Genomic DNA, 25,539 nt, shown 5'->3' with positions numbered 1-25,539 from the left:
TGTAGTTGCCAAAGTGGTTGCGTGGGTTTTCCGTTTTTTTGAAAATAATTTTTCGCGCCGGTCAATAATACGTCACATCCTGCATATCATCCATTCCAAAAGCCTCATGAATATCGCTATAAAATGCAAACAACGAGCCGCTTAACAGATTTTTTAGCTTTCAGGAAATATCTTTCAAGATCATGATTTTTATCCATTTTTTTATCAAACTCAGAATCCGTACCTATAAATCTGATATTTTCCTTCTCCTTTACAATCAGATAATTGTTTATCAACAAATTGAGGTTGGTAAGATTCATTCTACAAATTCATTTGGATTACTTTTAATAAAAAACAGAAAAAATGCAATTCTGTTTTAAACAACGATAATTCTCAATGATCCGGCTGATCAATCTTGTCCGTAATTATCAATTATTCCGTACTTTTGCTGCCCTGATGATAGGAATATGGTTATCAGGCATTTGACCTAACTTTATGAATCCATAATTGCCGTAACCCTTTGTTAGTAATAGTTAAGTAACCTGTATTGAATAGATTTTTGCAATGGCCAAAAGAAGAATGAGTGATGAGGGGGAATCGGGATCTCCGTTTGCAGTAAAAAAAATTAGTTGGGAAGGGCTAAAAAAAACCTTCGCTCTTTTTCGTTACATACTTCCATATAAGTGGCTTTTCATAGTTGGGATGATATTCCTGACACTCTCAACCTTCACTTCACTTGCTTTCCCAAAACTTATTGGAAGCATTGTTGAAGTGATCGAAGGAAAATCAAAATATACCATCAACCAGATCACCGTCTTTCTGGTTTTTGTTCTCGTTTTTCAGGCTGTTTTTTCCTTTCTGAGAATATTCCTGTTTACCCGTGTCAGTGAAAGGGCCATGGCCGATCTGCGCCGGGATACTTACGCCAAAATTATAACACTGCCACTGGGATTTCTGGAACAACGCCGTGTCGGGGAATTAACGAGCCGCGTAACTTCCGATGTTTCTCAGCTGGAAGGCGTTTTGTCATTCACGATTGCTGAATTTTTCCGTCAGGTCGCCACGTTGGTGGTGGGTATTGCCATTATTTCCTATACTTCATGGAAACTGACGTTATTCATGATGGGGACATTCCCGATTCTGGTGGTTGCGGCCATGTTTTTTGGAAGATATATCCGTCGTTTGTCAAAAAAGGCACAGGATGAATTGGCTGCCGCTAACGTAATTGTGGAAGAAACCCTCCAATCCGTTAATGTTGTGAAGGCTTTTACCAACGAGCATCTGGAAGTCAACCGGTATCAGACAGCCTTGGGACGCGTGGTAAAACTGGCGCTTCATGCCGCAACGTATCGTGGCGGATTTGTTTCCTTTATCATCTTTGCAATTTTTGGAGGTATTGTGGGCGTAATCTGGTTTGGAGCGGGTCTGGTGCAGTCCGGTGATATGAACCTGTCCGATTTGTTCACTTTCATCTTATATACCACGTTCATTGGAGCTTCCATCGGCGGTCTGGGTGACTTGTATGCACAGATCAACAAAACCGTCGGAGCCTCGGAACGTATTTTCGAACTACTTGCGGAAACATCCGAAGTATCCATACAGGAATCCGCGACACCTTCGGTTTCGCCTGTCAGGGGTGATATCACCTATAAAAATGTACAGTTTGCTTATCCGTCAAGAGCTGACCTGCCGGTATTAAAAGGTATTTCTTTCCACGTGAACGCCGGAGAGAAAATTGCTTTGGTTGGATACAGCGGCGCCGGAAAATCGACGATCATTCAACTGCTGATGCGGTATTACAATAACCAGTCGGGTGATATTCTCGTGGATGGCAAATCGATTTCGGAATACGGAATTTCAGAATTAAGGAAAAACATTGCGATCGTTCCGCAGGAGGTTATGCTTTTTGGAGGTACGATTTATGAAAATATTGCATACGGCCGTCCTTCCGCAACAAAAGAAGAAATTCATGAAGCAGCCCGAAAAGCTTATGCCACTGAGTTCATTGAGTCATTCCCTGAGCGTTTCGAAACGATTGTTGGTGAGCGTGGTGTGAAATTATCAGGAGGACAACGCCAGCGTATCGCTATTGCTCGTGCAATTTTGAAAGATCCAAAAATTCTTATTCTCGATGAGGCGACAAGCTCGCTGGACGCAGAGTCTGAAAAACTGGTTCAGATTGCCCTTAATGAATTGATGCAAAACCGAACCACCATCGTGATTGCACACAGACTGGCGACCATCCGAAAAGTAGATTCCATTTATGTCATTAAAGATGGTAAAATTGCCGAGTCGGGCTCACATCAGGAATTATCTCTGCTCGACAACGGCTTGTATGCAAGTCTGATTAAATTACAGTTTGAAACAGCAGAAGCCCATTGATGGACAATCACAAGGAAATTACAAACCCACACACTTTTTTCGAAACTGAACTTCAGAAAGCAAAAGCAGCGGAACAAATTGCACAGGACCGCTCCAATCTGCTTTCTATCGGAAGAGTGGTAGCTTTCCTGAGTATTTTCGGGACGTTATGGATTGGAAATAAAACAGGACAATCCGAATGGGGAATCGGTGCGCTGATCGCACTGGTGCTGTTTCTGATTCTGATGCGGTTACAACAAACGGCCAAGAGGAAGCGTAATTTCCAGCGAAATATCCAGACTATCAATGACGATGAAATCGAGCGGTTATCGTTCCGGTTCAAAAGAAAAGATACGGGAATACATTATCAGGAAAAAAATCACGCATTCGCTACTGACCTTGATATCTTCGGAGAGTACTCGTTATACCGGGTCTTAAACCGGACTCGTACCGCGGAAGGCAGCCGCAGACTGGCAAACTGGCTTAAAAATCATGCTCCGCTGGAAGAAATTCTGATGAGACAGGAGGCGGTTGAGGAATTTAAAAATAATCCGGAGTTCCGGCAGACCTGGGAAGCCACTGCTTTGTTACATGAGCATGCGGCACAGCAGGTCAGCGCATTCCGCGACTGGGCCTCGGAAACTTTACCCGATTCATTACAAACATCTTTACGCTGGCGGTTCTGGTCTCTGGCCACGTTATTGATAGCCGGACTGACTTTTGCAGGATTGATCCCTGCCTGGGTACTGATCCTGAGTCTGACCTGGCATCTGCTGATCCTGAAACGTTACAAGGAAGTTTTACAGGGGCTTACGTCCCGCACCACCGCCCTGGGACTTACACTGTCAGCCTACGCCGATCTTCTGGATATTGCCGATGCGGCAACTTTCCGCTCCCGCTGGTGGAAACAACGGCAGACCTTAATCCGCGGCGCTGCCCATTCTTTGAGAAAATCCGGTGTTTTGTTTGAACGGCTGGATTACCACAACAATCCTTATTTTCTCGTGTTTGTATCTATCCCGACACTCTGGGATCTGTATTGCCTGGCCGGGCTTGAAAAATGGAAAAAGTCGCATAAAGATGATTTAAATACGTGGCTCAATGTCCTCGCCGATATAGAAGCGATGAACAGTCTGGCGGGAAATGCTTTTGCCTATCCGGAACATACGGTTCCTCAGGTAACCTGGCAGAAAGACGTTTATATTGAGGCGACGCAGATGGGACATCCGCTTATTCCCAAGGAAAAACGGGTGAGCAATCATTTCAATATGAACGGATTGGGCCATACCATTCTGGTTACCGGCTCCAATATGTCTGGTAAAAGTACCTTTTTACGAACGATCGGACTCAATCTTGTGCTGGCTCAAATGGGCGCGGTCGTTTCTGCTGCCAAGTTTGCATGTGCGCCGGTCCGTGTGTTCAGCAGCATGCGTACACAGGATTCTCTGGAAGAAAGTACGTCGTCATTTTATGCTGAATTAAAACGATTAAGACAACTGCTGGAACTGGCTGATGAAAAAAATCAATCGCCGGTTTTCTATCTTTTGGATGAAATATTAAAAGGAACAAATTCAGCCGACCGCCATAAGGGCGCCGAGGCACTGATCCGTCAGCTGCATACGAAAAGTTCGGCAGGACTGGTTTCCACGCATGATCTTGAACTGGGGGAATGGGGCGCTACCGAATCTTATGTGCACAACTTTCACTTTCGCTCTGATGTGGAAAATGGCCAGCTAAAATTCGATTATCAGCTGCATGATGGCATTTGTAAATCTTTTAATGCTTCTGAGCTGATGCGGATGATGGGCATTGATATCGATATGCAAAATTCATAACCCATACCGTTCATAAAAGGTTTTTAAACGAAATTGTGGCTTTTGCGTAACTTTACTGTTTGAGTTTACGTTTATTTGTATTAACAATAAAAGTAAAAGTTTAATCTTTGAAATGACAAACTCTTGATCGCCTCGCGAAAAGTGGTTTGATTTTCAATTTTCCATTATCAATTTTCAATTACCTCAAAGATCTGAATGGAATACTTAGAGTACTTAATTATGGCGGGACAGCTCATTTTGGGTTTGTCTATTTTGGTGGGATTGCATGAGTGGGGGCATATGTTTGCCGCCAAGATGTTTGGTATGCGTGTGGAAAAATACTTCATCGGGTTTCCTCCCAAAATATGGAGTATACAAAAAGGAGAAACTGAATATGGAATTGGCGCCATTCCACTGGGTGGCTTTGTGAAAATATCGGGTATGATTGACGAATCCATGGATACGGATGCGATGAGCAAAGATCCTCAGCCATGGGAATTCCGTTCAAAACCAGCATGGCAACGATTAATCGTAATGCTTGGCGGTATCATTGTGAACGTAATCGTTGGGGTGATCATTTTTATAGTCATTGCTTACAATGAAGGTGAGAAGATTCTTTCCAAAGAAGAGGTTAACAAATACGGAATCATCGCCGGCGATCTTGCACAGCAGATCGGTCTGCGTACGGGAGACAAGATCATTAAAATCAACGGAAAGTCTTTCAGCGATTTTAATGAGGTGATCAGTTCAGATGTCTTTTTGGGCAGTAACAGCTCTTATACGGTAGATCGTAACGGAGAAGAAATTGATATCGATATCCCGAATAACTTTATCGAAAAACTGTCGGATCCGGAAGAAAAGGGCAATTTCATTCGTCCTGCCATGCCGTTCAAAATTGGTGAGCTTTCTCCGGGAGATCCTGCACAAAAAGCAGGTCTTAAAGTAGGAGATAAAATTGTCTCGATCAATGGTTCTCCGATTCGTTTTTACACCGAATTACAGGCTCAGCTTCCGCCATTGAAAGGACAGGTCGCTAAGATCGGTATCGACCGTGCGGGCCAGCAGCAAATCATCGATGTTAAAGTTTCTGACGAAGGGACCATCGGTATTGGTGCAGAAAATCTGCTTGTTTTTACCACAATAAATTACACTTTGGGCGAGGCTGTGCAGGAAGGTACTAAAAATGCCTTTGCCGTGGTGTTTAATAACATCAAGGGTTTTGGTAAAATTTTCCGCGGTGAAGTTTCTGCTTCCAAAGCACTAAGCGGCCCGATCGGAATTGCCAGAATGTTTGGCGGTGTTTGGGACTGGGCGCGTTTCTGGCAGCTTACAGGTCTGCTTTCGATGGTATTAGCCTTTATGAATGCGTTGCCGATTCCTGCTTTGGATGGTGGCCATGCTGTTATTCTTTCATACGAAATCATTTCAGGCCGCAAACCATCAGACACTTTCCTTGAAAATGCACAGAAAGTAGGGATGGTTTTACTTCTGGGCTTAATGGCTTTTGCAATTTTCAACGACGTTTGGAAAGCTGTTTTCTAGAAAATATTCATTGACCGGCTTATATGATGTAAGCCGGTCAATTCAAAATACTGTTACATCTTCTTAAAGGTTTGCATTGAAGATCAACCATCTCCTCTTCCTGATCATTATCTTTTGCTTGTCCAGCTCATTTGCGCCCAAACATCAATATCATGTCAGCGTAACGCAGATGCAGTATAACAAGCCTGCCAAATCTTTTGAAATAAGCATACGAATTTTTACTGACGACCTTGAAAAAGGTATTTCGGAGGATAACAGCAAGCGTATTTTCTCGATCAAAAATAATGATCAGAATAATCCGTTTGTAGAACGTTACATCCGGAAACATTTTGCGTTAAGCAGTGCGCAAAAGAAAGCGGAAGTTCATTACCTTGGCAAGGAAGAGGAAGCAGATGCAACCTGGATATATCTTGAAGTTCCTTTTTCCGATAATCCGGAAGGCTGGAAACTTAAGAATACGATCCTGATGGAAATCTTTGACGACCAGGTCAATATGACAAATCTCAAATATACATCGGGGCCTAAAACATTTTTGTTTAAGAAAGGACAAACCGTTCAAACGCTTTAAAAAGGATTTATTTACAAATAGCCTGACAATAATTCCATTGGCACGGCAATTTTGTTTATATATTCCCTTTCTTTTGAAAGTCATTATTTATAAATTGGGAAAAGATTATCTGTCATTATGACAGAATGCCTATGAAATTTGAACCTTCTGACCTCTATAGTCGGCTACTTATGTCCGATTCGGATTTAGATAGCCTAGAAATTGTCCCCCTTGGTGGTCCTGAGGGCTCCGATGAACCTTTTGAAGTACCTAATGAACTTGCCATTTTGCCAATCAGGCAAACTGTACTTTTTCCGGGCATGGTAATTCCTGTCACCGTTGTGCGCCAAAAAGCGATACGGCTGGTGAAGAAAATCTACCGGAATTCGGATATAAACATGCGAATTTTAGGCGCTGTAACCCAGGCCAAACCCAATAAAGAAGATCCTACTGCCGACGATCTGCATAAAATCGGGACGGTTGCGCATATCCTGAAAATGATAACGCTTCCTGATGGAAACGTGACAATCATCGTACAGGGACGCCAGCGTTTTGAAATCAAAAAGATTTTAAGCGAAGATCCTTATCTAACTGCGGAAGTAGAGGCCATCGAAGATTCGTTCGTGGCACCGACTAAGAAAGAGTCAAAAGCACTTTTGCAGTCACTCCGTGACGGAGCGCATAAAATTATGCGTTTGAACCCAGAGATCCCTCAGGAGGCAAGAATTGCGCTGGACAATATTGAAAGTCCTGTATTCCTGATCCATTTTCTTTCTTCAAATATTAACGTTGAAGTTGCCGACAAGCAGAGATTACTGGAAGAAAGAAACGGACATAAACAGGCTACGCTTCTGCTTCAGTACATGATGCGGGAAATTGAAATGCTTGAATTGAAACGTGAAATCCAGTCGAAAGCAAGTTCGGATATCGATCAGCAGCAACGTGATTATTACCTGCGTCAGCAAATCAAAGTTTTGCACGACGAGTTGGGGATTGATAGTCCGGAGCGCGATATGGACGACATTCGTGCCAAAGCAAGTCAGAAAAAATGGTCTGACTCTACGCGTGCCCATTTTGATAAGGAACTTGCCAAATTGCAGCGTATCAATCCGATGGCACCAGAGTATCCGGTAACACTGAATTACCTGGAAACACTGGTTGATCTGCCATGGGGTGAATATACCAAAGACAATTTTGATCTTGTAAGAGCTCAGAAAGTTCTGGACTCCGACCATTTCGGTTTGGAAAAAGTGAAAGAGCGGATTATTGAATACCTGGCTGTTTTGAAACTGAAAGGTAATTTAAAAGCGCCGATCCTTTGTCTGTACGGACCTCCCGGTGTTGGTAAGACTTCTCTAGGAAAATCCATTGCAAAGGCGTTGAACCGTGAATATATCCGTATGGCCCTTGGTGGTGTGCATGATGAAGCCGAAATACGCGGACATCGTAAAACATACATTGGTGCTATGCCGGGAAAAGTGATCCAGAATATCAAAAAAGCTGGTTCTGCCAATCCTGTTTTTATTTTAGATGAAATTGACAAAGTAAGCTCCGACTACCGCGGCGATCCTGCTTCTGCTTTGCTGGAAGTACTGGATCCGGAACAAAATTCTTCTTTCACAGATAACTATCTGGAAGTGGAATACGATCTGTCGCGTGTATTGTTCGTTGCAACAGCCAATGCGCTTGATACGATTCATCCGGCGCTTCGCGACCGTATGGAGATCATCGAGATGACGGGTTATACGATTGAAGAAAAGTTACAGATTGCCAAGCGTTATCTCGTGCCTAAACAGCGTAAAGATCACGGACTGAAAGCAACGGATGTAAAAATTGATGACGCAGCGTTGCTTCGCGTGATCGAAGGATATACCCGCGAATCAGGTGTGCGTAATCTGGAACAAAAAGTAGGAACACTGGTTCGGAAAATCGCTAAATCGGTGGCGATGGATCAGGAATATCCTAAAACGATAAAAGTTGAGCATGTAGAGAAATTCCTGGGCGCAGAGATTTTTGATAAAGACCTGTATCAGGATAATGACTTTGCCGGTGTGGTTACAGGCCTGGCCTGGACTTCGGTGGGCGGAGAAATTCTGTTTATTGAGACGAGTTTGAGCCGTGGAAAAGGCGGACTCACCTTATCAGGACAACTTGGAGATGTGATGAAAGAATCGGCCATTACGGCACTTTCATACCTTAAAGCACATTCCGACGAACTGGATATTGATTACAGGATTTTCAACCATTACGATCTGCACGTACACGTACCAGCAGGCGCGGTTCCAAAGGATGGTCCATCTGCCGGTATCACGATGGTGACGTCGATGGCTTCAATCTTTACCCAGCGCCGAATTCGTCCGTTTTTGGCAATGACAGGAGAGATTACTCTACGTGGAAAAGTACTTCCCGTTGGAGGTATCAAGGAGAAAATCCTGGCAGCAAGAAGAGCGGGTGTGAAAGAAATCATCATGTGTGTGAAAAACCGCAAAGATGTTGAAGAGGTACCAGCCAACTACATTCAGGATTTGAAATTCCATTATGTGGATAAAGTCGATGAAGTACTGGCGATTGCGCTTTTACCGGAAAAAGTTAACAATGCTACCACCTTCGTTTTTCCTGACGAAAAGAAAGAAAAAGAAGAAAGCGGATTTGTTACATTGAACGCATAAAAATAATTTCCCTGATTTCAGGATCAGGAAATACAATATCAAAAGAGGCATCCTAATCGGTGCCTCTTTTTTTAGGGGTTGGATTCGGGAAACGGCGTCATGATTATAAACAAGAACCTTACAAAAATGACTGTATCTCAGCTTTCTCCGGAATTACTCGAACAACGTCCTGAATTATATCCTGACCACAAAAAACTTCTGGCTTTACCTGAAAAAATTATTCAGTTTGGTACCGGCGTGCTTTTACGCGGGCTTCCTGATTTTTTTGTCAATAAGGCCAATCAGCAAAATATTTTTAACGGCCGGATTGTTGTTGTAAAATCAACGTCACAGGGTGGTGTTGATGCTTTTGGCATTCAGAAAAACATTTTCTCACACAGTATCCGTGGTATTGAAAATGGAAAACAAATTGACGAAACGGTTATTAACAGCGCCATCAGCAGAACACTTTCAGCCAGCAACAACTGGTCGGAAATACTGGAATGTGCCCATAACCCGGAAATGAAGATTGTTATTTCCAATACCACCGAGGTAGGAATCCAGTTTGTGGAAGATGATTTACAGGCTTCCCCACCCGTTTCTTTCCCTGGAAAACTGACAGCCTTTTTATACGAACGTTTCAAAGCCTTTGACGGCTCTGCCGAATCGGGTCTGGTGATCGTACCTACTGAATTAATTGTTGGCAACGGAACGAAACTGCGTGAAATTGTACTAAAACAGGCCGTACAACATGCGCTGGGTGATGATTTCATCGGTTGGCTCGAACAGTATAACCAGTTCTGCAATTCACTGGTAGACCGTATTGTTCCTGGAAAACCGGACGCCGAAACAGTTGCCGAGCTGGCCGAAAAGTCAGGTTATAAAGACGACTTGTTAATCGTTTCAGAAGTTTACAGTCTGTGGGCCATTGAAGGCGACGCACATGTGAAATCGGTGTTGAGTTTTGCGCAGGCTGATAAAGGTGTCGTCATTGAACCAAACATTGATCTTTTTCGCGAGTTAAAGCTGCGTTTGCTGAACGGCACGCATACGCTGGCTTCCGGTTTATGCTTTTTACACGGACTGAATACCGTGCGTGAGAGTATGGAAAATGCTGAAACGGCTGATTTTATCGCTGGGGTAATGTTAAACGAACTAGCTCCGGCAATTCCCTATGAAGTAGACCCGGCGCGCGCGCAGGAATTTGGAAATCAGGTGCTTGACCGTTTCAGAAATCCGTTTATCCGCCACCAACTGATTGATATCACGGTGCAGTACACGGCGAAAATGAAAATGCGTAACATCCCGACGCTGCTGAATCATTACCAGAAAACCAGTGAAGTTCCGGCGCTCTTTGCCAAAGGATTTGCCGCATTTTTATTGTTCATGAAACCGGTTCAACTGGTTGACGGAATTTATTCTGGCGAGCGCAATGGTGAAACGTATCCGATTCGCTGCGACTCCGCTGCCTATTTTGCAGAAAAATGGGAGAAAGCAGAGTCTTCAACAGATCTGGTTCAAAAAGTATTAGCGGACGAAACGCTTTGGGGCGCTAATCTTGCAACGCTGCCTGGGTTTGAAAAGGCGGTTACAGAAAATATCAAATTGTTGTCAAAACAGGAAACGGTTATTGGTTAACCAGCTCCAAATGAAGTTAAAAATCCCTTTTCAGATTATTGGAAAGGGATTTTTATTTTCGCTACGATTTCTGTCGCCCTTATTTCATAAGGCCGGTTTTTAATCAACTTTAATTTAAGCTCCGGTACAACGATGACGCAGTCGAACGGGATTATTGATTTATAGTAATCCCCGCCATTTTTGAATCTCCCGCAACAGATCTTCCGAAGACTTTTCTGATGAACTAAAATATATTTCACCTTCCGTTGTATTAAGCAGCAGCATCGGAGTTTCCTGTTTGTTGACAAAAAGCCGCACAGTTTTTCGATCCTTCGTTCGAAAATAACCTTTACTAAAATCACCTGCGGCAAACCCATCTGACTTCATCGTTATTTCCGGTAAACTGTTCACCAGTTTCACATCCAGGATTTTCGCCCGCTCAAATTTCTTGCCATACATTCCCGTTATTTCGAGGCTGTTTTTGTCAAATACGATTTGGCTGTTCTTAAATCCTGCATAAGATAATGCTCCTACGAAAAGTACAGTGGCCCCCAGAATCGCAAGAGCAATGACCGTACTTTTCTTTTCATTCCTCACTTTCGAAAAATATTTCCGGCTCTTGACTATAAAATAGCCATAGGCCAGCAAAGGATAGGTTCCCATGATAATGCCTGCCAAATTTTTACTGATCAGGCCCGTCAGCAAAACCAGCAGCAGAAGCGAGGAGCTCAAAATGAGATGAAACCGCTTAAAAAAGTGTAAATAACCGTCAATGTCCACCATGGCGCGCTGCGATTCAGACATGGTATTATAACCGGACAGCAGGTACCTCGCATTTTTCTTTGTGACGGTAAACGCAATTAAACCAAATACACCAGAAATGAGCAGTGTTGGAATAAGCATAGCAGTTTTTTTTAAAAATTATTAGTGTTGTGTTTTACAACTTTAAAATACACAAAATCCCGGATCTCACTATGGTATGGAGAATCCGGGATTTTAGTGCAGCTATATTTGTGAATCTGCTACTTTGCGATATTCTTCACCCAATCTGAAATTTCGACCAATGCGGTTGGTGAAAACGTTTGTTCAATTTTTCCGTACTCGGCTGGCGAGCCAGTAGTGCATTCCTGAAAAAGATGGTTTAACCCTGGCAATTCTTTCACCGTCACGTTTTTATTCCCACCCTTTTCCAGGGCTCTTTTTATTCCTTCCAGGTCTTCCTTGGGAGGAACCTGCAAATCTTTTTCTCCATTTAAAGCCAGCACAGGGCATTGGACTTTTTCCAAAGCCAGAGTCGGATCATAAGTAATAAAAAACTGGTACCATGGCGTCGCCACCGAATTGATCATCTGTGATATAACCGCCTCCCGCTGTTCAGCGGGCAGCTGCTGCTCTACCGGCGCTTTATTATGGTTTTCTTCGAAAATTACTTTCAGCTTCGCTTTCGTCTCGGTAAGACTGGATTGTTGTTTCAATACCGAGTAAATCTCTTTATTCATCTCCTCCGTTTTATCCAAATCGCCATCGCTTATCCCATTGGCTCTTCCAATCAGACGTCTCTGTCTGGTCAAAATTTCGTCACCCGGAAGACCAGGACCAGCAAGCAAAACGATAAAAGCGATGTCTTTCGAATCCGCTGCAACCATGGGCGCTATCAATCCGCCCTCACTGTGGCCAACCAAACCGATCTTCCTGGCATTAATTTCTTTCCGGGTTTTCAGGTAAGCAACCGCCGATTCCACATCCGAGGCTAATTCCTTTGAGGTGGCCGCATTAAAATCACCAGTCGATTGAGCCGTGCCCCGATCGTCATATCTCAAAACCGCTATTCCATTCCGGGTTAAATGATCTGCCAAAACAAGAAATGGCTTATGATCCATGATCGCCTCATCACGATCCTGCGGTCCGCTGCCCGTAATCAGAATCACGGCGGGATAATTTCCTTCCTTCGCCGGCAATGTCAATGTCCCGGCCAGCGAAATTTTATCTTTTGTATTATCAAACTTTACATCCTCCGAATAATAAGGATATGGTTTCACAGGTTCCTGCGGCCTTACCACTCTTACTTTTTCAATAACCTTCCTGCTTAAATCCAGCGGGAACGTCATCCCGTTTTGTTTGAATGTCCCTTTGAAAGTATTATCGGCTCCCAAAACGGCCGTGTACTCAGCATTTAAGCTCGCCATGGCCAGTTTTAAATTGCTGTTTTCAAAGGCAACCGCATTCACAGGAATTCCCTTGGCACCCTGGTCAGGACTATCCAGTGTTCCGCTATACCCGCCATCCGTCTTCACCAGGTTGGCCACCAGCCGGATTTGTGCTCCGGGAAGTTTTAAAATCCCGTTCCACTGACCCGAGATATCCTGGGCCTTTGCCGAAAAAGATATGAGTAAAAGGAATGTAAATAGTAATGTGTTTTTCATTGTGATATATTTGTGATAGCGTGACATTCACCGGACAAGCGGTCGCTTCGATGATTGGTGGGTAATTACGTTTAAAGAAAAATAAAAGCAAATAAGAAAGTGATAAACGGAAAGTTACTTATCTGATTTTGTATTTTAAAACAGAACGGTTATCATTTCGGAGGAATCAATTTATCATCATGGAGCAAAACACACAACTGGAACTTGCCGCTCAATTCGTTCATAACACCAATAAAAATATCTTTTTGACCGGGAAAGCAGGAACCGGAAAAACGACCTTTTTGCACAACCTCAAAAGGACCCTTCCCAAAAGAATGGCCATTGTGGCTCCCACGGGTGTGGCCGCAATCAATGCCGGCGGCGTCACGATCCACTCATTTTTCCAGCTTCCCTTCGGACCTTATATCCCCGAAAGTAATGCCAATGAGCAGCGTTACAGCCGTTTCAATAAGGAAAAAATAAACCTGATCAGGAGCCTTGATTTGCTGGTCATTGACGAAATCAGTATGGTCCGTGCTGATATGCTGGACGGTATTGATGAAGTTTTGAGGCGCTACAAAGACCGGAACAAACCGTTTGGCGGTACACAGCTGCTGATGATCGGCGATTTGCACCAGCTTTCCCCTGTGATCAAGGATGAAGAGTGGAGTATGCTGAAAGCATATTATGACACGGTATATTTTTTCAGCAGCAATGCCCTAAAACTAACCGACCCGATCCGGATTGAGCTGAAACATATTTACCGTCAATCGGATACCTTTTTCATTGATATATTAAATAAAGTAAGGGAAAATCAGCTGGATAAAGTGACATTGGACGCCTTAAACCAGCGTTATATACCCAATTTCAAACCCGCCGACGACGAAGGTTATATCACATTAACCACCCACAATAACGCCGCGCAGGAGATCAACAGGATTAAGCTGGATGATCTGAACGGCAAAACCAGATCTTTTCAGGCGCAGATCCTGAATAACTTTCCGGAATACTCCTACCCTACCGAACAGGATCTGGCATTAAAAGTCGGGGCTCAGGTGATGTTTGTAAAAAATGATTCGTCACGTGATAAACTTTATTACAACGGCAAAATCGGTACCATAACCCGGTTTGAAGACGATACGATTTATGTAAAATGCAAAGGTGATTACGTTGAGATCGACGTGCACCCGGCCGAATGGCAAAATATTAAATACGAACTCAATCCGCAGACAAAGGAAATCGATGAACAGGTGATCGGTAGTTTTACGCAATATCCGCTTAAACTTGCCTGGGCGATCACCATTCACAAAAGTCAGGGCTTAACCTTCGAGAAAGCCATTATTGACGCCAATAATTCATTTGCACACGGACAAGTGTATGTCGCGCTGAGTCGCTGTAAAAGTTTTGAAGGCATGGTGCTAAGCACGCCGATTTCGTCCGGCAGCGTAAAAACCGACGGCACCGTTGCGGCCTATGTGAAAGAAGCCAGTGCCAACGAACCTGATTCTGATAAACTAACGGATTCAAAAATCACTTTTCAGCGGTCACTTTTATTTGAATTATTTGATTTCAGCGAAATTAAAAATACTTTTTTCAGGTTAAACCGGGTTGCCGAAGAAAATGAAAATGTGATCAACAAATCCCTCAGCACAACGTTAAAATTAATCAAAGCGGCTGCTGATCAGGATATTTTCAACGTTGCAGACAAGTTTAAAAATCAGCTAAACCAGTTTTTTGCCGAAGCAGGGCTGCCCGAGGAAAATGAAATACTCAGCGGCCGTGTGCAAAAAGGCTGTGTTTATTTCTTTGAAAAGATCGAGCAGTCCATTTACCCGGAGAGCAAAACACTTGAAATCGAGACCGACAATGCAGCCGTAAAAAAAGTGGCAGACCAGGCTCTGGAAAATTTCCAGCGTGCCGTTTTTGTCAAACGAGCCGTGATGCTTTCCTCCAAAGAGCTGTTTAATACCAGCACGTATTTGCGGTCAAAAGCGGATGCGGAAATAGATTTCAAAGTGGCGACAAAAAGTCCGGTTTCCAAAACGACTGCCGTTTCCAAGAATATCCCGAATGCTGAACTTTATAATACACTTAAAAACTGGCGGAATAATCTGGCGACAGAAAACGATGTTTTCGTGTACATGATCCTGCCCCAAAAGGCGATGGAAGAACTCGTAACCAAGTTGCCAACCACTTTGGCAGAACTGGAAACCGTCAAAGGGATTGGAAAAGCGAAAGTAAAACAGTTTGGAAAGGAAATCGTTGAAATGGTGATCGCCTATTGTGAAGACAACCAGATTGATAAGGGTGTGATCGAGATTCCGCTAAAAAAGGAGAAAACCGACACCAAGAAAGTCAGTTTTGATATGTTTCATGCCGGCAAAAATGTTGAAGAAATTGCCGAAGAAAGAGGTTTCGCGGCCTCCACGATTGAAACTCACCTGGCACATTACATCGGTACCGGCGAGCTGGAAATCTTTGATATTTTTCCGAAAGAAAAGATCGGTAAAGTCATTGACTACTTTCTGGAAAACAAACAAGTCACTTTAAACGAAGCAAAAGCCGCATTACCCGACGATGTCACCTACACCGAATTGCGGGCGGCTTTGAAACATCTGGAGTTTTTGGGCGCTTAGGAAAGTGGCAATAATTGTCTGTGTTTGTTATATTTGATAAAACATATGGACGACGGTATGATCATTCCCTTGAATTTTCCAACCCTTGAATCTTTTACGGATGACGAATTGGTAGCATTTAGCCTGGCCAATCCTGATTTGTTTGTGGAACGTAATGAACAGGGGCAATTATTCATAAAAATGACACCAACATTTGCATTAAGCAGTTCCAACAACAGCGAGTTAATCGGAGAGCTCGTTATTTGGAATCGCCGTCAAAAATCGGGGAAGGTACTGGAATCCAACGGAGGTTTTTTCCTCTCCGATTCTTCCATGCGCGTACCTGACGTGGCATGGATAAAACTGGATCGATGGAATGCACTTTCCATGTCCGAAAAAAAATCTTTCCCACACCTGGCTCCCGATTTTATCATCGAATTAAAATCAGAAACAGATAGTCTGAATGACTTAAAGGCTAAAATGCAAAAATGGATTGAAAATGGTGTGCGTCTCGCATGGTTAATATCAACAGAAGCTCAGCTTACCTACATCTATCGCTCCGGACATGCCTTGACTACCTGCACTTTTGACGAATTTCTCTTCGGTGAAGATGTCCTGACAGATTTTTCAGTCAGGTTAAGTGATATTCTTGAATACTGATTTTTCACCGTTCCCTCATTATATTCACAATTTTAGTTTAATAACTCATAAACATTTTGGTCGTTTTGGACACAAACGGTTACTTTGCGGTGAAACTATATTTCTCACCCAAAATTCTCGACGTTTATGAAAAAGAATTACGTTTCTCTCCTGCTCCTTTGGCTGCTCCTTAGTGTTTCCTTTATCAGCTGTACAGACCACGATGTCTCTCCACAGCCATGGCTGAATGATCTCGAAACCCTTTTGGGCCAGGGTACAAAATCAACCGTGGAAAGCTGGATCAGCGCAGGACTTGACGAAGAAAAAACGAAGGAAGCTTTCAACAAATCTGGTAATAAGTCGGCCCTGTTCAATAGCCTGAAAACGGCGGTCAGCATTTACGATCAGCGCGTTTTCATTGAAGACTGGGATCACATTCCGGGCATCGAAAAAGGAAATTATGTAGCTAACGGGTTAAAATCCGGCGTTACCAATCCGGCGTGGGCCAGCACCGATCTTGACTTATCTGCTTCAGATGCTGCCAACTTTTCCGATGCAAAAGCAGATGAACTGCCGGCAGGAACAAAAATTTATCGTGTTACCGGCGGAAACCCGGCTGGTGGATACTGGACGGCACAAATCCCTGCTTCGGTGGGTGACGTTATCGGCGGAACGGCCGTGCGTCCTGCCTGGAATAATTTTTCAAAATTCTATGTTTACGAAGTTCCGGCAGGCCAGACATTAAAAGTATGGCGCGGTACCACCGCAGCGCAACAGATTGCCGACGGCGTTATCAATCCATTTCTTCCCGGAAAAGCTGAGCAAATCTTTATCCCTTTTGTCGTAAGAGATGCTACCTTTAAGGCACTTGTTAAAGAAATCCCGCTACCATGGTAAACGAATTATCTCAAATTGATCACTTATTTACGGAACTGATAACGTTGTTATCAATTGAATCACAGTCAGATCCGTACAATGCTCAGTTTCTAAAATATGTAGAAGAGAGACGAGCACTGGTCAAACAGGCGAATGCGGATCAGGCCAAAGAAGCGATCAGAGGTATAAACCGCTATTCAGACGAGTTCGCTTTTTCAGATGCTCATGCTAAAAAAATCAAAGATATTATTGATTCGCTGTATGATCTGGTAAACCGCTAGACTGAATTTTGGCAAAATAAAACAGGAAAGCCAACCGGAAATGATTTCGGTTGGCTTTCCCGTTTTAAATGATTTATCAGATCAGGCTTTCGCTCTGAATTCCTTGATCAGACTGATGCTTTCTGCAACTTTTTCTTCAATCCAGGCATAATTCCCTTCACTGATAACGTTTTTCGGGAAAAGGTTAGAACCCATTCCAACGCCATAAGCACCAGCACCAAACCATTCTTCAATGCTTTCTTTAGTTGGCTGTACACCTCCTGTCACTACGATTTTCACATGCGGCATCGGGCCCTTAACTGCCTTGACAAAAGCAGAACCAACCACTTCGCCAGGGAAAAGTTTTACCACTTCTGCGCCGCCTTTCAATGCGTGGAAGATTTCGGTCAATGTCGCAATGCCCGGGATCCATGGGATATCTGCGTTTTTACAAACTTCGCCCACCTCTGGATTGGTAAAAGGAGCAACCACAAAATCAGCGCCTGCATCGATGTATTTCTGCGCAGTTTCCGCGTCATAAACCGTCCCTATCCCCAGAGCAAGTCCAGGCAGACTTTCCAGCGCGTACGCTACAAGCTCCACAAAAACTTCATAGGCATTTGCACCACGGTTTGTAAATTCAAATGCACGGGCTCCGCCTTTATAACTTGCGGTAAGAACCTGCTTCGCAATTTCCACATCAGCATGATAAAAAAGCGGGAGTATCCCGGTTTCATTCAGCAAAACGATTGTGGTATTTTTATCTATTGTTGCCATAATTTTAATTTTCCTGCCTTTCCTGTTTCGGCGCTCTGCACCTTCTGCCAGGCTCGATGAATGATTTAATATCTACGCGCGGCGGACCGCAAATATCCAGGTGCTAAGCACCGGCTTTGATCACGGTCTATCTTCTGATCCTGCCCGACGTTTCGCCCTGACGGATCGCCTCTACTTCGGCAACCGTTGAAATCAGTGCGTCACCTTCAATGGTGTGTTTCAAAGCAGAAGCTGCCACACCAAATTCCAGCGCTTTTTGTTCGTCATTAAACGAGATCAAACCATGAATCAAACCGGCAATGAAGGCATCTCCTCCACCCACACGGTCAACGATTGGGTTGATATCAATATCGGCTGTTTCAAGCACACGTTCACCGTTCCAAAGATAAGCCCGCAACAAATTGTGTGTTGCGCTAATAGAAGTCCGTTTCGTATCTACAACCCTGCTAACCTGAGGGAAAGCCTTCTTCAAATTAACACAGGATTCAAGGAAATCGTCTCCTTCAATATTGAATATCTCCTTGATATTTTCGCGGTTGGCAATTACCACATCCGTACCCGCCGTAAGTGCCGGAAGTACCTCCGATGGTTTTTTGCCATATTTCCACAAATTGGCGCGGTAGAAAATATCCCCTGAAACAGTAATACCTTTTCTGCGTGCCGCTTCAATCCCGGCCAGACAAGCGTCTGCCGCTCCCTGAGAAAGTGCAGGCGTAATACCAGCCCAATGAAACCAGGTAGCATCTTTTAAAATTTCGTCCCAGTTCAACTCACTCGGATCAATGGTTGCTAAGGAGGAATTTGCACGGTCGTAAACAATCTGACTGGCACGCAAGGCCGCACCTGTTTCCAGAAAATAAACAGCCATTCTTGGTCCGCCATATAAAATATTGGAGATATCTACCCCGTGAAAATGGAGATATTGTGCCGCCGAACGCCCGATAGGAGAATCCGGGAAACGGGTCACGTGCGCAGTATGATGCCCCCAATAAGCCAAGGCAGAAGCCACATTTGCTTCGCCCCCTGCATAGGTAACGTCAAGTTGTCGTGCTTGTTCAAAACGGGAAAAACCTGGTGTCGACAGGCGCATTAATACTTCTCCGAATGTTACTACTTTAGACATAATTACTAAGTGAATTTGAATCAGATATGGTTAGGATGGCATTCATTTCCAATGCCGGAATAGCATTTAAATTACAGCCTGCTAAGTTATACCAAAAGCCGGCCGATTTCCAAAATCAGGCCGGCTTTCTGCAATAAGGTTTTAAAAACAGTTACCTACCATTAAAACCCAAAATAATTTTTGGCGTTATTGTATGAAATATCCTGAACAAGTTTCCCAAGCCATGGAAGGTCATTTGGTAACTCGCCGTTTTCAACATCGTTACCAATCAGGTTGCAAAGAATCCTGCGGAAATACTCGTGACGCGGATAAGACAAGAAACTTCTTGAATCGGTTAACATACCAACAAAACGGCTTAAAAGTCCGATGTTTGAAAGTGCGTTAATCTGTTTTTCCATACCGTCTTTCTGATCCAGGAACCACCATCCGGAGCCAAATTGCATTTTTCCTGGTATCGTTCCGTCGTTAAAATTCCCGGTCATTGTTGCCAGTACTTCATTATCACCCGGATTGAGGTTATACAACACCGTTTTTGCCAGCTGATCTGTTGAATCCAGCTTATTCAAAAACTTCGACAACGCCTGCGCCTGGCTATAATCTCCGATGGAATCCCATCCGGTATCCGGCCCAAGCTTGTTTAACATCCGGGAATTGTTATTTCTCAATGCGCCCAAATGAAACTGTTGCGCCCATTCCTTGCTATGATCCATTTTAGCCAGATCATACAACAAAACGGATTTGAAAGCAGTACGCAATTCAGCCGAACTTGTTTTGCCCGACAACGTCTCAGCCAAGGCAGTACGCGCGGCAGTTTCGTCAAAAGAAGCATAGATATGTTCCAATCCGTGATCTGACAAACGGCCACCCATTTCAGCGAAAAAGTCGTGACGGCTTTTTAGCGCGGCCAGCAAATCTTCATAAGTGCTGCCGCTTGTTACACCGGCTATCTCAAATAACTTATTCAGATACTGCTGAAAATCGGCGGGTGAATCAATCAGTAACATCGCCTTGTCCGGACGGAAGGTCGGTAATACCTTTATTTCAAAACCGCTGTCCTTGATCTGCTGGTGATATTCGAGCGAATCAGTCGGATCGTCGGTTGTGCACACCACTTTCACATTCATACGGCGCAACAAATTGCGGACGCTAAAATCTTTCTGTTTCAGTTTCGCAGAGCATTCGTCATAAATCTCACGCGCCGTATCTTTATTCAGGATGACATCAATATCAAAATACCTCAGCAATTCCAGATGCGTCCAGTGATAAAGCGGGTTACGCATGGTATAGGGCACAGTTGCAGCCCATTGCTCAAACTTCTCCCAGTCGCCTGCATTTCCGGTACAAAATTTCTCGTCAATGCCGTTTGCACGCATCGCGCGCCATTTGTAATGATCTCCATAAAGCCATATCTGCGTCAGGTTTTCAAACTGCCTGTCCTCAGCAATCTGGTCTGGCGGAAGATGGCAGTGGTAGTCGATAATCGGCATTTCCTTCGCATAATCATGATACAATATGCGGGCGGTTTCTGAGCGTAAGAGAAAGTCTTCGTCAATAAACGTTTTCTGGGCGGTGGTATTTGTAGCTATCATTGCTAAATAAAGTAATATCGTTTTAGGCCACTGGACTATCTTATCCTTTTCAAAATATCAGACGATAATTTAAGGCTGTTACCCGACGAGAATTTGCTATTTCAATCCTCTTTCGATGCCCATCTCCAAACCACGAAGTTCTGCCAGACCACGCAGCCTGCCTATCGCGGTATAACCCGGATTCATCCTTTTCGTAGCCGTAAGGTCATCCAGCATTCTATGTCCGTGATCGGGGCGGAATGGCATTCTCAAATCAGCTCTGCCATCCGAAATCCTTCTTTTTTGTTCGACGATCAACCCATGCATCACTTCGTACATATCCACATCCCCATTGAGGTGATCTGCTTCATAAAAACTTCCGTCCGACTCCCGGTGTGTTGCCCGCAAGTGAATAAAGTTGATCCGGCTCCCCAAACGGTTCACCATACCGGAAAGGTCATTATCAGCACGTACGCCATAAGAACCGGTACAAAAACATAACCCGTTGGATTTGCTATCGTAAGCATCCAGCAACAAATTCGCATCATTTTCGGTACTCACTACGCGCGGTAAACCCAGGATCGGATAAGGAGGATCGTCCGGGTGAATCGCCAGATTGATTCCGGCTTCTTCCGCAACAGGCGCTATCGCCTGAATAAACTGGTACAAGTGCGTACGTAATTCCAGATCACCGATATTTTTATAGGTACTTAATACTTTACGGAATTCTTCAATGGTAAAACTCTCCTCAGAACCCGGCAAACCTGCGATAATATTTCTGGTCAGTTTATTTACCGCATCGCCGTCGGCCTTTTCAAGCCAGTTTAAAGCTTTACTTTTTTGCTCCTCGGTATATTGATTTTCTGCGCCCTCTCTTCTTAATATATAAAGATCAAAAGCAGCAAATTGCGTAGCATCGAAACGAAGGCCGGTCGAACCGTCGTGCATAGGTGCGTCGAGATCCGTTCTTGTCCAGTCGAGGATCGGCATGAAATTGTAACAAACCGTATCAATGCCGCATTTTCCAAGATTGACTAACGACTGCTGATAATTCTGAATGTACTTCTCAAAGTCACCCGTCCGTGTTTTGATCGCCTCATGTACCGGGACACTTTCTACAACCGACCAGGTCAAACCCGCGGCTTCAATAATTTCTTTACGAGCTAAAATCTCGTCCACTTCCCAGACAATACCGTTGGGAATATGATGTAATGCGGTTACAATACCGGTGGCTCCTGCCTGCCGGATATCCTGCAACGAAACAGGATCATTTGGGCCAAACCAGCGCCAAGTTTGTTCTAAGGACATAGATTAATGGCTGTCGGCGTTCAGCTATCGGCTATCGACCGCCAAGCTTCCGGCTTTTCAGCGGATTTAGTTATAATAATATATTGAGCTATTTGCACCGTAAGTGTCTCACTTCCGGCACTCCAAGATAATCTCAACTCAGATACTTTCTATAAATTATTTCTTGTTTCTGAAACAGAATGTTCACAAGGATCTTTATTCGCTCAGCCAGCCGAAAGCCGACCGCTGACAGCCGAAGTCAAATTAGGCAACCAGCCTATGCTCCGGTACGCGCTCACGCAATACCTTTAATGCCCGGCTCATTTGTGTTTCAACCGTTTTAACAGAAATCTGCAAACGTTCAGCGATGTCACGATAACGCAGGCCTTCTTCCCGGCTTAACCTGAAAATTACCTGACATTGTCTTGGCAAATCCTGGATACAACCTTCAACGCGTTCGTAGAACTCGTTAAAAGCCATTTCCTCAATCGGTGTATAATGATCTGCATGTGTAAGATTCCACTGCACGGAATCAAGCGATTCGCGTTCGTACTGGCGGTGAATGCGCAATTTCAAATAATCAAGTGCCTGGTTGCGTACCGCTCTATAGATATAAGCCTGGAAAGAAGTATGCACTTCTATTTGTTCCCGGTTTTTCCAAAGTTTTACAAAAACATCCGATACCACTTCCTCGGCAATTTCCCGGGTCACAACCACCCTCATCGCATAATTACACAGCGACCGGTAATGATGTGTAAACAACTCACGAAAAGCATAATAATCTCCATTAGCGACTACTTTACCAAAAAGATTCTCCAAAACGCTTTTCTGAGAATATGCAGTCGGTAATGCATTAGTAAATGATTTCGTTTCCATTAAACTTTGGATAGGTTGATATAGAAAAATTCCTTGATTATTGCACGCACCAGTCAGTGCAACTAATGCAATCATTCGTCTAGTTTAGTGATTGGTTCGTTGATATACAAAAATTAATCTTGAAAAAAATCAATATATTTACGCAACCGTTCCCGAAACCGTTCCCGAATTCGCATTTTTTCCCGGAACAGATTAATTTCAGGTGACATTAGCGACGAATACCTTATTGGATCATTTATACGACTTATGCCAGCGATTGCACTATTTTAATATAAACCCTACTTATGAGAAAAGCTTCGATTACGATTAAAGAAATTGCACGTCAATTAGATGTTTCCAAATCGACAGTTTCCCGGGCGTTAAGGGATAGTTCGGAGATTAGTGAGGAAACTAAAAAAAGAGTAATCGAACTGGCAGAATCATTAAATTATTCTCCCAACCCCATTGCATTAAGTTTACTAAGAAACCGTACACAAACGCTGGGCATCATTGTGCCTGATATTGCCAATCCATTTTTCTCCACGGCCATTGGTGGTGTTGAAGATATCGCGTACAGCCGCGGGTATCACACGATGATTTATCAAAGCCACGAATCTTATGAAAGGGAACTGGCAGATACGCGGCACATTGCCATGCGGCGTGTGGACGGACTGATCGTGTCTATTTCCAGCCAGACTGAAAACCATGATCATTTTATAGAATTACAGGAGCAAGGCATTCCTGTTGTATTTTTCGACAGGGTAAGTGAGTCCACGCCAAGCCACAAAGTACGTGTAGATGATTACAAGGGAGCTTTTGAAGCGACAGAACACTTGATCAGCCGTGGCTGTAAGAATATTGCGCACATTGCCGGCCCGGCAAATTTGTCTATCAGCAGGAACCGCTTAAGGGGATATCAGGACGCGCTGACGCAGCACGGGATAGAACTCCGCGACGAATGGGTCGTCAGCAGCGAATACAATCAGGCTGGCGGAACGGAAAGGGCTTATCAGCTGATGGCACTTCGAAACCGGCCGGACGGAATTTTTGCAGCCAGCGACCGGATCGCGATTGGCGTACACTGGGCTTTGCGGCAACTGGGTTATCGTATGCCGGACGATGTGGCTCTGGTCGGTTTTTCTGACCTTTCCATTTCTTCGTTGCTCGACCCGCCTCTGAGCTCAGTGGCGCAGCCATCTTTTGAAATGGGTCAGTTGGCGGCTACCTTATTACTGGACCTCATTGAAAGCAAAGGCACCCCGGCCGCTTTCGAGACCAGGGTGCTTACTTCAAATCTTATTATAAGGAAATCTTCGATGAAAGATTTAGTTGGTAATTGATTTCAACTTTCTTTCAAACTCGGACAATATTCTTTCTTTCATCGCAACCTTGCGTTTCTGAATATTAATGCGTCCCTGTGCTTGTTTATCTTGCTCAGGATCGCCTGTTGCAGTTCTGTCAAACTCGATAATCGCGAATTCAAGATCGCTTTTCTCGCGTTTGGCAAGCCACTCCAGTTCTCTGAGTTTCGTACGAAGCTGCTCTTCCTGACTTTTTAATTCAAAAGCAGGATACTTGCGGCTGATCACACGAGCCAGATAACTTAATTCAAAAATCTTGTCACAAACAGAACGGAAACGTTCAGCAAGCTCTTTGTCTGCCAGTTTGAATGGAATTTTAATTTCCTTCCATTTACTTAGCAATACTTTCGCTTCCTGCGATGCTTCAACGATATCCTGCTGTCTCAGTAATGTTTCGGCACGGGCCAACAGCGCCTGCTGTTCAGCGATACGCGGGTCAACGCGTACTTTCGGCTCAATACCTTTAGCGAGGTTATATTTGTCATAAAATAATTTAAGGAAATGGCGGTAAGCCTTGTTAACCTTAAAGAATCTTTTTGGCGGAACCTCTCCCACATTGTTCCAGGCCACACGCACTTCACGCGCTTTGTTATAAGCATCGTCAAGATCCCGTGAATAACTCAGCGTTTTGGTAATTTTGATCAAACGCTCGTATTCATCGATACGCTCCTGGTTAATTTTGTTCTGCTCATCGAAATAATCCCTGCGTCTCTGGAAGAAATTATCCAGAATTTCCTGAAAAGTAATTTCAACTTCATCCTGAAATTCTTTTTCAACCGGACCCGTACGGATCCACTTTGCTTTAATTTCCTGAATCTGATCAGTAGCCACAGCGTAATCTTCGATCGCCGCTGCTTCTTTTACATCTTCAATCAGTGCGCGTTTTATCTCAAGATTTTTTAATTGATTGACCTCAATTAAACCTCTGAGATATTCTTCTTTTCCCTGAAGTCGTTCCAACAAAGGGACAAAATCCCCTAGTGCGTCAAAACTTATCAGTTTCCGTTGCAACTGTATAAGTTTAGTCAAGTAAGAACCTTTGTTCAGCGCTTCATCAATTTCAGATTCCAGTTGCTCTACCTTATTAAGTACGATAGAAAACCGATTTTTGAAATAGTCGATCGCTTCTTGCTCTGTCCTTTTTACTTCTCCAATTTGCCGGTCTGGGTACTCCAAATACCCTTTTAAAAATACTTTGCTGTCTTTAACATAGCCGTATTCGTCATTCAATGTGGCATTTTCCATTCTTTCAAATTTTTTATCTGCTA

The 25,539-nt window shown here is 43.8% G+C and carries 19 protein-coding genes; 11 read left to right on the top strand and 8 right to left on the bottom strand.

Going from position 1 to position 25,539, the window contains the following annotated elements:
• Nucleotides 1-543: 543 nt before the first annotated feature.
• The 6 genes from M1L62_RS10875 to M1L62_RS10850 all read left to right on the top strand — a co-directional run bounded on the left by M1L62_RS10875 (nt 544) and on the right by M1L62_RS10850 (nt 10,529).
• Nucleotides 544-2,361, top strand: a complete 1,818-nt coding sequence (locus tag M1L62_RS10875; RefSeq protein WP_254413060.1) for an ABC transporter ATP-binding protein — start codon at nt 544-546, stop codon at nt 2,359-2,361.
• On the top strand, nt 2,361-4,175 hold the full coding sequence (locus tag M1L62_RS10870) for a MutS family DNA mismatch repair protein (RefSeq protein ID WP_254413059.1): 1,815 nt from the start codon (nt 2,361-2,363) through the stop codon (nt 4,173-4,175). Before M1L62_RS10875 ends, M1L62_RS10870 begins: the two co-directional genes overlap by 1 nt.
• Before the next feature lie 195 nt (nt 4,176-4,370).
• A complete protein-coding gene (gene rseP, locus M1L62_RS10865; RefSeq protein ID WP_254413058.1) occupies nt 4,371-5,696 on the top strand; it encodes an RIP metalloprotease RseP in 1,326 nt (441 codons plus the stop codon).
• A 118-nt stretch (nt 5,697-5,814) separates the two neighbouring features.
• The gene (locus M1L62_RS10860) at nt 5,815-6,264 is read left to right on the top strand and encodes a DUF6702 family protein (RefSeq protein WP_254413057.1); all 450 of its coding nucleotides are present in this window, start codon (nt 5,815-5,817) and stop codon (nt 6,262-6,264) included.
• 170 nt (nt 6,265-6,434) lie between these two features.
• A complete protein-coding gene (gene lon / locus M1L62_RS10855) occupies nt 6,435-8,912 on the top strand; it encodes an endopeptidase La (protein WP_254413056.1) in 2,478 nt (825 codons plus the stop codon).
• Between the two features lie 126 nt (nt 8,913-9,038).
• Nucleotides 9,039-10,529 carry a tagaturonate reductase gene (locus M1L62_RS10850; RefSeq protein ID WP_254413055.1) on the top strand — a complete coding sequence of 497 codons (1,491 nt, stop codon included), beginning with the start codon at nt 9,039-9,041 and terminating at the stop codon, nt 10,527-10,529.
• Nucleotides 10,530-10,688: 159 nt separating this feature from the next.
• Here the strand turns inward: M1L62_RS10850 and M1L62_RS10845 are convergent, their stop codons facing one another.
• Together M1L62_RS10845 and M1L62_RS10840 are read right to left on the bottom strand one after the other, a co-directional pair.
• Nucleotides 10,689-11,411, bottom strand: a complete 723-nt coding sequence (locus M1L62_RS10845) for a DUF3784 domain-containing protein (protein ID WP_254413054.1) — start codon at nt 11,409-11,411, stop codon at nt 10,689-10,691.
• Nucleotides 11,412-11,530: 119 nt separating this feature from the next.
• Nucleotides 11,531-12,931 (bottom strand): alpha/beta hydrolase family protein, encoded by a 1,401-nt coding sequence (locus M1L62_RS10840; RefSeq protein ID WP_254413053.1) that lies wholly within the window; start codon nt 12,929-12,931, stop codon nt 11,531-11,533.
• A 179-nt stretch (nt 12,932-13,110) separates the two neighbouring features.
• Between M1L62_RS10840 and M1L62_RS29515 the strand changes: the two genes are divergently transcribed.
• The 4 genes from M1L62_RS29515 to M1L62_RS10810 all read left to right on the top strand — a co-directional run bounded on the left by M1L62_RS29515 (nt 13,111) and on the right by M1L62_RS10810 (nt 17,321).
• A complete protein-coding gene (locus M1L62_RS29515) occupies nt 13,111-15,546 on the top strand; it encodes a helix-turn-helix domain-containing protein (protein WP_305882360.1) in 2,436 nt (811 codons plus the stop codon).
• A gap of 45 nt (nt 15,547-15,591) precedes the next feature.
• A complete protein-coding gene (locus M1L62_RS10820; protein ID WP_254413052.1) occupies nt 15,592-16,185 on the top strand; it encodes a Uma2 family endonuclease in 594 nt (197 codons plus the stop codon).
• A 126-nt stretch (nt 16,186-16,311) separates the two neighbouring features.
• Nucleotides 16,312-17,061: a hypothetical protein gene (locus tag M1L62_RS10815; protein WP_254413051.1), complete on the top strand. Its 750-nt coding sequence runs from the start codon at nt 16,312-16,314 to the stop codon at nt 17,059-17,061.
• The gene (locus M1L62_RS10810; protein WP_254413050.1) at nt 17,055-17,321 is read left to right on the top strand and encodes a hypothetical protein; all 267 of its coding nucleotides are present in this window, start codon (nt 17,055-17,057) and stop codon (nt 17,319-17,321) included. Before M1L62_RS10815 ends, M1L62_RS10810 begins: the two co-directional genes overlap by 7 nt.
• Before the next feature lie 81 nt (nt 17,322-17,402).
• On the opposite strand, the gene M1L62_RS10805 is transcribed toward M1L62_RS10810, so the two are convergent.
• The 5 genes from M1L62_RS10805 to M1L62_RS10785 form a co-directional block, all read right to left on the bottom strand.
• Nucleotides 17,403-18,077 carry a bifunctional 4-hydroxy-2-oxoglutarate aldolase/2-dehydro-3-deoxy-phosphogluconate aldolase gene (locus tag M1L62_RS10805; RefSeq protein WP_256527672.1) on the bottom strand — a complete coding sequence of 225 codons (675 nt, stop codon included), beginning with the start codon at nt 18,075-18,077 and terminating at the stop codon, nt 17,403-17,405.
• Nucleotides 18,078-18,204: 127 nt separating this feature from the next.
• Complete coding sequence (locus M1L62_RS10800) at nt 18,205-19,200, bottom strand: sugar kinase (RefSeq protein WP_254413049.1); 996 nt, start codon at nt 19,198-19,200, stop codon at nt 18,205-18,207.
• A 161-nt stretch (nt 19,201-19,361) separates the two neighbouring features.
• Nucleotides 19,362-20,789, bottom strand: coding sequence for a glucuronate isomerase (uxaC, locus tag M1L62_RS10795; protein WP_254413048.1), 1,428 nt, complete (start codon nt 20,787-20,789; stop codon nt 19,362-19,364).
• Nucleotides 20,790-20,885: 96 nt separating this feature from the next.
• Nucleotides 20,886-22,076: a mannonate dehydratase gene (uxuA, locus tag M1L62_RS10790; protein ID WP_254413047.1), complete on the bottom strand. Its 1,191-nt coding sequence runs from the start codon at nt 22,074-22,076 to the stop codon at nt 20,886-20,888.
• A 243-nt stretch (nt 22,077-22,319) separates the two neighbouring features.
• Nucleotides 22,320-22,931: an RNA polymerase sigma-70 factor gene (locus M1L62_RS10785; protein ID WP_254413046.1), complete on the bottom strand. Its 612-nt coding sequence runs from the start codon at nt 22,929-22,931 to the stop codon at nt 22,320-22,322.
• A gap of 284 nt (nt 22,932-23,215) precedes the next feature.
• Between M1L62_RS10785 and M1L62_RS10780 the strand changes: the two genes are divergently transcribed.
• Nucleotides 23,216-24,250: a LacI family DNA-binding transcriptional regulator gene (locus M1L62_RS10780; protein WP_254413045.1), complete on the top strand. Its 1,035-nt coding sequence runs from the start codon at nt 23,216-23,218 to the stop codon at nt 24,248-24,250.
• Here the strand turns inward: M1L62_RS10780 and M1L62_RS10775 are convergent.
• Nucleotides 24,236-25,516 (bottom strand): DUF349 domain-containing protein, encoded by a 1,281-nt coding sequence (locus M1L62_RS10775; RefSeq protein ID WP_254413044.1) that lies wholly within the window; start codon nt 25,514-25,516, stop codon nt 24,236-24,238. The two genes, M1L62_RS10780 and M1L62_RS10775, sit on opposite strands and share 15 nt — an antisense overlap.
• Nucleotides 25,517-25,539 lie beyond the last annotated feature (23 nt).

The organism is Dyadobacter diqingensis (assembly GCF_024220585.1).
GTDB classification, from domain to species: Bacteria; Bacteroidota; Bacteroidia; order Cytophagales; family Spirosomataceae; genus Dyadobacter; species Dyadobacter diqingensis.
The sequence above is the reverse complement of the archived record's forward strand: the minus strand, read 5'-3'. Positions and strand labels throughout refer to the sequence as shown.

Coding starts and splice junctions, on each gene's coding strand:
- M1L62_RS10845 (WP_254413054.1), bottom strand. CDS start 11,411: ATGCTTATTCCAACACTGCTCATTTCTGGTGTATTTGGTTTAATTGCG.
- uxuA (WP_254413047.1), bottom strand. CDS start 22,076: ATGTCCTTAGAACAAACTTGGCGCTGGTTTGGCCCAAATGATCCTGTT.
- M1L62_RS29515 (WP_305882360.1), top strand. CDS start 13,111: ATGGAGCAAAACACACAACTGGAACTTGCCGCTCAATTCGTTCATAAC.
- uxaC (WP_254413048.1), bottom strand. CDS start 20,789: ATGATAGCTACAAATACCACCGCCCAGAAAACGTTTATTGACGAAGAC.
- rseP (WP_254413058.1), top strand. CDS start 4,371: ATGGAATACTTAGAGTACTTAATTATGGCGGGACAGCTCATTTTGGGT.
- lon (WP_254413056.1), top strand. CDS start 6,435: ATGTCCGATTCGGATTTAGATAGCCTAGAAATTGTCCCCCTTGGTGGT.
- M1L62_RS10875 (WP_254413060.1), top strand. CDS start 544: ATGGCCAAAAGAAGAATGAGTGATGAGGGGGAATCGGGATCTCCGTTT.
- M1L62_RS10870 (WP_254413059.1), top strand. CDS start 2,361: ATGGACAATCACAAGGAAATTACAAACCCACACACTTTTTTCGAAACT.
- M1L62_RS10810 (WP_254413050.1), top strand. CDS start 17,055: ATGGTAAACGAATTATCTCAAATTGATCACTTATTTACGGAACTGATA.
- M1L62_RS10800 (WP_254413049.1), bottom strand. CDS start 19,200: ATGTCTAAAGTAGTAACATTCGGAGAAGTATTAATGCGCCTGTCGACA.
- M1L62_RS10780 (WP_254413045.1), top strand. CDS start 23,216: ATGAGAAAAGCTTCGATTACGATTAAAGAAATTGCACGTCAATTAGAT.
- M1L62_RS10805 (WP_256527672.1), bottom strand. CDS start 18,077: ATGGCAACAATAGATAAAAATACCACAATCGTTTTGCTGAATGAAACC.
- M1L62_RS10840 (WP_254413053.1), bottom strand. CDS start 12,931: ATGAAAAACACATTACTATTTACATTCCTTTTACTCATATCTTTTTCG.
- M1L62_RS10785 (WP_254413046.1), bottom strand. CDS start 22,931: ATGGAAACGAAATCATTTACTAATGCATTACCGACTGCATATTCTCAG.
- M1L62_RS10850 (WP_254413055.1), top strand. CDS start 9,039: ATGACTGTATCTCAGCTTTCTCCGGAATTACTCGAACAACGTCCTGAA.
- M1L62_RS10820 (WP_254413052.1), top strand. CDS start 15,592: ATGGACGACGGTATGATCATTCCCTTGAATTTTCCAACCCTTGAATCT.
- M1L62_RS10815 (WP_254413051.1), top strand. CDS start 16,312: ATGAAAAAGAATTACGTTTCTCTCCTGCTCCTTTGGCTGCTCCTTAGT.
- M1L62_RS10775 (WP_254413044.1), bottom strand. CDS start 25,516: ATGGAAAATGCCACATTGAATGACGAATACGGCTATGTTAAAGACAGC.